This window comes from Shewanella carassii (genome assembly GCF_002777975.1).
In the GTDB taxonomy this organism is placed as follows: Bacteria; Pseudomonadota; Gammaproteobacteria; order Enterobacterales; family Shewanellaceae; genus Shewanella; species Shewanella carassii.
The window spans coordinates 1-4359 of record NZ_NGVS01000026.1; the positions used below are offsets into that span (position 1 = coordinate 1).

At 36.2% G+C, this 4359-nt stretch carries 5 protein-coding genes; all 5 read right to left on the minus strand.

Annotated features, from left to right (window positions below; translation table 11 throughout):
* Positions 1-197 precede the first annotated feature (197 nt).
* A complete protein-coding gene (locus CBE72_RS13230) occupies positions 198-875 on the minus strand; it encodes a hypothetical protein (protein WP_100144096.1) in 678 nt (225 codons plus the stop codon).
* Between the two features lie 121 nt (positions 876-996).
* Positions 997-1989 carry a hypothetical protein gene (locus tag CBE72_RS13235; RefSeq protein ID WP_157929088.1) on the minus strand — a complete coding sequence of 331 codons (993 nt, stop codon included), beginning with the start codon at positions 1987-1989 and terminating at the stop codon, positions 997-999.
* Between the two features lie 98 nt (positions 1990-2087).
* Positions 2088-2828, minus strand: a complete 741-nt coding sequence (locus tag CBE72_RS13240) for a P-loop NTPase fold protein (protein WP_100144100.1) — start codon at positions 2826-2828, stop codon at positions 2088-2090.
* 137 nt (positions 2829-2965) lie between these two features.
* Positions 2966-3742 (minus strand): SMODS domain-containing nucleotidyltransferase, encoded by a 777-nt coding sequence (locus tag CBE72_RS13245; RefSeq protein ID WP_229672043.1) that lies wholly within the window; start codon positions 3740-3742, stop codon positions 2966-2968.
* A 7-nt stretch (positions 3743-3749) separates the two neighbouring features.
* Positions 3750-4244, minus strand: a complete 495-nt coding sequence (locus CBE72_RS13250) for an SLATT domain-containing protein (protein WP_100144104.1) — start codon at positions 4242-4244, stop codon at positions 3750-3752.
* Positions 4245-4359 lie beyond the last annotated feature (115 nt).

Below are 4359 nucleotides of genomic sequence, written 5' to 3' on the forward strand. Positions count from 1 at the left end.
TTTCGCTGGGCTTGGGGTGAATTTCTTAAACTGGTTAACACCTCTGGGAGACCCGAATTATGAGGGGATCCTCCAGCGCCGCATTAAGTGGTGAGCAACGCAGACCACTGAGCTCAAAGTATGATGCCGCAAACACCGAAGTTAAAGCAAACCAAAAATGCCGAGCGTTGGGAATCCGTCTTAAATGCTTGTTAGCACTATTGACGGATTAAGCCATATACTTTTATGGACAACAAAATGATAGAAGCGCTTGCCAGCAGACAAGGTATACCTATATCAAACAAAAACCACCTAAGAATTTGGCTGCGTTGATGTTTCCAGAAACTACTTTCAAACCTAAGTAATGCGAATTCAATGTATTCAGTTTTTGAACTCATATCCTCGATTTGTTGTTTGATGCTATTGATTGCCGGTTCATACTGAGATTTTTCTATATTTTTCTCAATTGATTCAATTATAGTTTGAAAGTATTCAGATTGTTGTCGTTGCCCTTTCCACCATGAAAACAATGTAGTTTGTCTTTCCTCATTAGTGCGAGGTTCAAATGTTGGTGAAGCCGCGTAGCTCGCAACAGTAGCCTTGGGTATTTTTATACCTGTTAGCCTGTGTCTATTTTCTTTCAAATGATCTGAAGATGCCCATAAGAAGTGACAAAGAAAGTACACCAAAGCAGCTATGAGGAACAGGTAAACATGGAGTATATTTAAGTCCTCAAACTTAAAGCCTGAGAATCCATTTTGGCTGCTAAAAGTTGCAGAACCGATCGTTAAAACAATTCCAATAATCGAAGCGACTAATAGATTCCTTCTGATTCGCTGAGTATTGTTATCCAGCGGTTCAATATTTGGTTTTTGTAGCAGTAAATCAAAATCCAACTCAAATTCCTTATAAATTTATGGCCTGAAGCCAAGGTAGTGCTAACGCTTTGCTCACCGGAAAATTAGGAGCGTAGCGAGTAATTTTTTCCGCGTGTAGCAACTTGTTATGCACGACTTACTATTTTTTAGAAAGTAACCCAATTACTTTTGAAACCGTATATTTAAGAAACAACTCCAAAATATGACTCTTAAGCCCAACTTTATTCGATAAAATATGATCTAGTTCTGTTCTTACACCTTCCCAAAAGTCTAATTCGTCTCGAAGATACGAATATTTTACTTGATTATTTAAAATATGATTTTCTGAATAGCGCTCACAAATCACATCATTAAATTTCCCAATGGTAGCATTATTGGCATCCATTAAGGAGTCTACAAAAACCTTAGGATCTATCTTATTTAGTATTGGGCTGTACTCATACACATTCAAGAGTAAGTCCGTAAAGACATCATCTAGATCTGACTCTATACTAGTTACAATGCTATCTAAAATCTTCTTAGCTTCGCGTTCTTTTGCTATCTGCTTCTCTTGGTTATAGGACTTTTCATTCTCGCTAATGATCAGTGTTTTCAAAAATATAAAATCCTGATCTTGATCGTTGAAATACCCGTAACCTGTACCGTTATGATAACTACTATCGCTAACTAAGTGCGTTTTCCAAAAATTGCTATCTTTATATTTTGTAATATAATTTTTAACTATGTCCTTTATTTCATCGACGCAGATTTTTCCAAGGCCGTTTTTACTAAAGTAAGTTACAAGAGCTATTTTATGAAGATATACCCTCAGATCATTTTCAACCAGGCATTTTAGTTCGTCTTCGACTTCTTCAATAAGACTTGAGAACTCATCATTTTCAAGCTCTTTAAAATTCCAAAGTTTCAACCAGTTAGGTCTTTCTTTCTCTACTTTTTCAACAAATAGTGCTAGCTTTGATGTTTCTTCATTAATGCGATCTAAATCGCCTTTGAATATTATGTTCGCCCAAACATCACCATTATATAGGCGAGCCTGCTCACTAAAATATTTTTTATAGATATCATCGTTTGAATTTATTTTTTCAGCGCCTTTCTTAAAAGGGGTATTTTTTCTTAAATCTTCTTCAGACAAGCCACCTTTTTTAACCTCAATGCTAAGAGCAAAAAAGCACCTCACTAGATCCTTATAAAATTGGTCATTCTCTTTATATTTGTCATCAATATTTTTTATCAGATACTCAAAGTCATCAATCGATTGCTTAAATTTTCTGAGATTTTTAAAGTTAGATCTATTATATATATATATTGGATACTTTCTTTATGATCACCTAAGCTATAACCATCTAAAAATTCACATAAAATACTGCTAAAATCATGCTTTATTTCAAACGTCTTTCCAATCACTTTTTCCTTAAAGTCTTTATATTTATCTCCATTATCTCCTTCATTCAATACTTTCTCATTTGCAATTAAAATTACTTTTGTTTGTGAGTTTTCTACTAACTCATTTATAAAACCCAGCACCTCTACAGTTGATATTTGACTCCTCTCTAGATCATCAAAAACAAGTACTATTTCTTTCTTTTTTTTATCTGAGAAAAATTCAAAAAAGTCCAGCTTGTCTAGTTTAGTATTTAGCGTTGATTCAGAATCACCATCTGAGTCAATATCAAGCTTCACCCCCATGCTAAATGCGCCCTTAATGATATTGCCTGCTAATCTTGCGCTCTTAGAACCCAATAAAGGGTGTAGTTTTTGAAATATATTGGTATTGATTTCAGAAATATTCTTCAAGCCAAATAAGCTAATTTTTATTAACTTTAAATTTTCTCCGCTTTTATTTTTGATGTACGCATCAATAAAGTGCGTTTTCCCAACACCCCATTCACCACAAAGAAGAAATGCATATTCAGGAGAGGGTAGACTCAAATAGTAATCTAGGTTATCTACAATATGTTTATTTATTTCCATAAATCTATTCTTCCTGATTGAACTCAGTTCTAAATAAGTGCATAACGCCGCGCTCAACCGCCGGAGGCCAATGGCGGCTTTTTTGCTGCGAAGCGCAAAAAAGGTGACAGTGGCCGGAGGTCGGTTGCAGCGCCTTGTTAGGCTGGAATTAATTTTTTAATCTCATCCTCAGCTGTATAAGGCATTGAATTTGCTTCATATTCCTTTGTGTCTGCGACAATCTTCTTTGCACGATTTAATTTATCTTTTCGCCATTGAGCTGCATCCCAATCAAGGTTTAAACCTTCAATCATTGAAAACAGATAATCCTTAACTGTAGTGCATAGAAAGTAGTATCGTGCCGCAGCCCATTGTTCCAATGAGTATGAATCAAAAACATAACCAGCTTGCGCATTCCAAAATTTTAACAGCCTGATTGCTGGTTTGAGCTTGTAATTACTCTGTGTGTTAGCCGTGGTTAATGTAGTATTGAAAGCCGTAGGTGCAGTCGCAAGCCATTCTGCATAACTGGAACTAGGAGCGGGTATGCGATATTCCTCCATGTAGCTTTTTATGGCAGGGACTAAATCAAATTTTATGTGATTTAACTCTAATACAACCGTAGGATGAGATTGTGCAATATTAGAATTAGTGTAATAGTGATTGGCAAATCGTCTCAGTTTATCTATATAGGTTTGTGGTCTAAGTTCTTCATCCTTAAAAACTATCATGTAATCAATATCAGAATTTGAATCCATGGATCTTGGGAGAATTGTCCCCCTTGTAGAAGAGCCAAATTGCAGTTGTTTGGAAATCTGGTCTCCAAAATACGTATTTAATCTTGTTTCTAGCGTTAGTATGGATGTAGATATCGAACTTTTCTCAGTGTCCGATAGGATCGCATTACTCGATCGCTCTGCAAGGTACGACTGCACAGACAAGCTATTTCTCCTTGTAGTCTGCTTCTCCTGCGTCAATTCCTTTTTTCGCTTTTTTAAATGCCCAACTTGGAATTTGTGGAGAAGTAGAATTTAGATTATCTCGTTTATCAACGAGTTCTTTGAAAATTGCATCAAGTTTATCTTCTGATTCGATGCGTTCACAATCGATTTTATTGAAAATCCTAGATCTATTTTTTAAAGCCAAATATTCGCCAGCACATCTTTTATGGTTTGATGCTCTATCACCCGGATTCAAGAAAGTGCTTATAGCTGTGATTGCCGCTACAGCTATAGCTAATGAACCTGCCAATACTTCACTACCTTTAAAAGCTTCAACCCCAGCAAAAGCGGCTAATACTGCATTTGGGATGCCAATGAATAAATTAATATGGCTCCACCGCTCTGCCGCATTGTAATGTGCTTTAGCAGAGTGAATTGCGTCCTCCTCAATTCTGTTCGTCTCAGATTGATACTCTTTAAGCAATTCTTCGTTCATCTATCCATTCTCAAATATTTTTCCGTAATAAGCCTAGACATAATGATTCCCTGTGCAGATGTCGGCCTCCGTGTTTTCTCGTGGATTAGTTAAACCAGAGCCACACTGTTTGTTG

Bases quoted from the DNA above. Each gene is read 5' to 3' on its own strand.
- CBE72_RS13240 (WP_100144100.1), bottom strand. From the start codon at position 2,828: ATGGAAATAAATAAACATATTGTAGATAACCTAGATTACTATTTGAGT.
- CBE72_RS13250 (WP_100144104.1), bottom strand. From the start codon at position 4,244: ATGAACGAAGAATTGCTTAAAGAGTATCAATCTGAGACGAACAGAATT.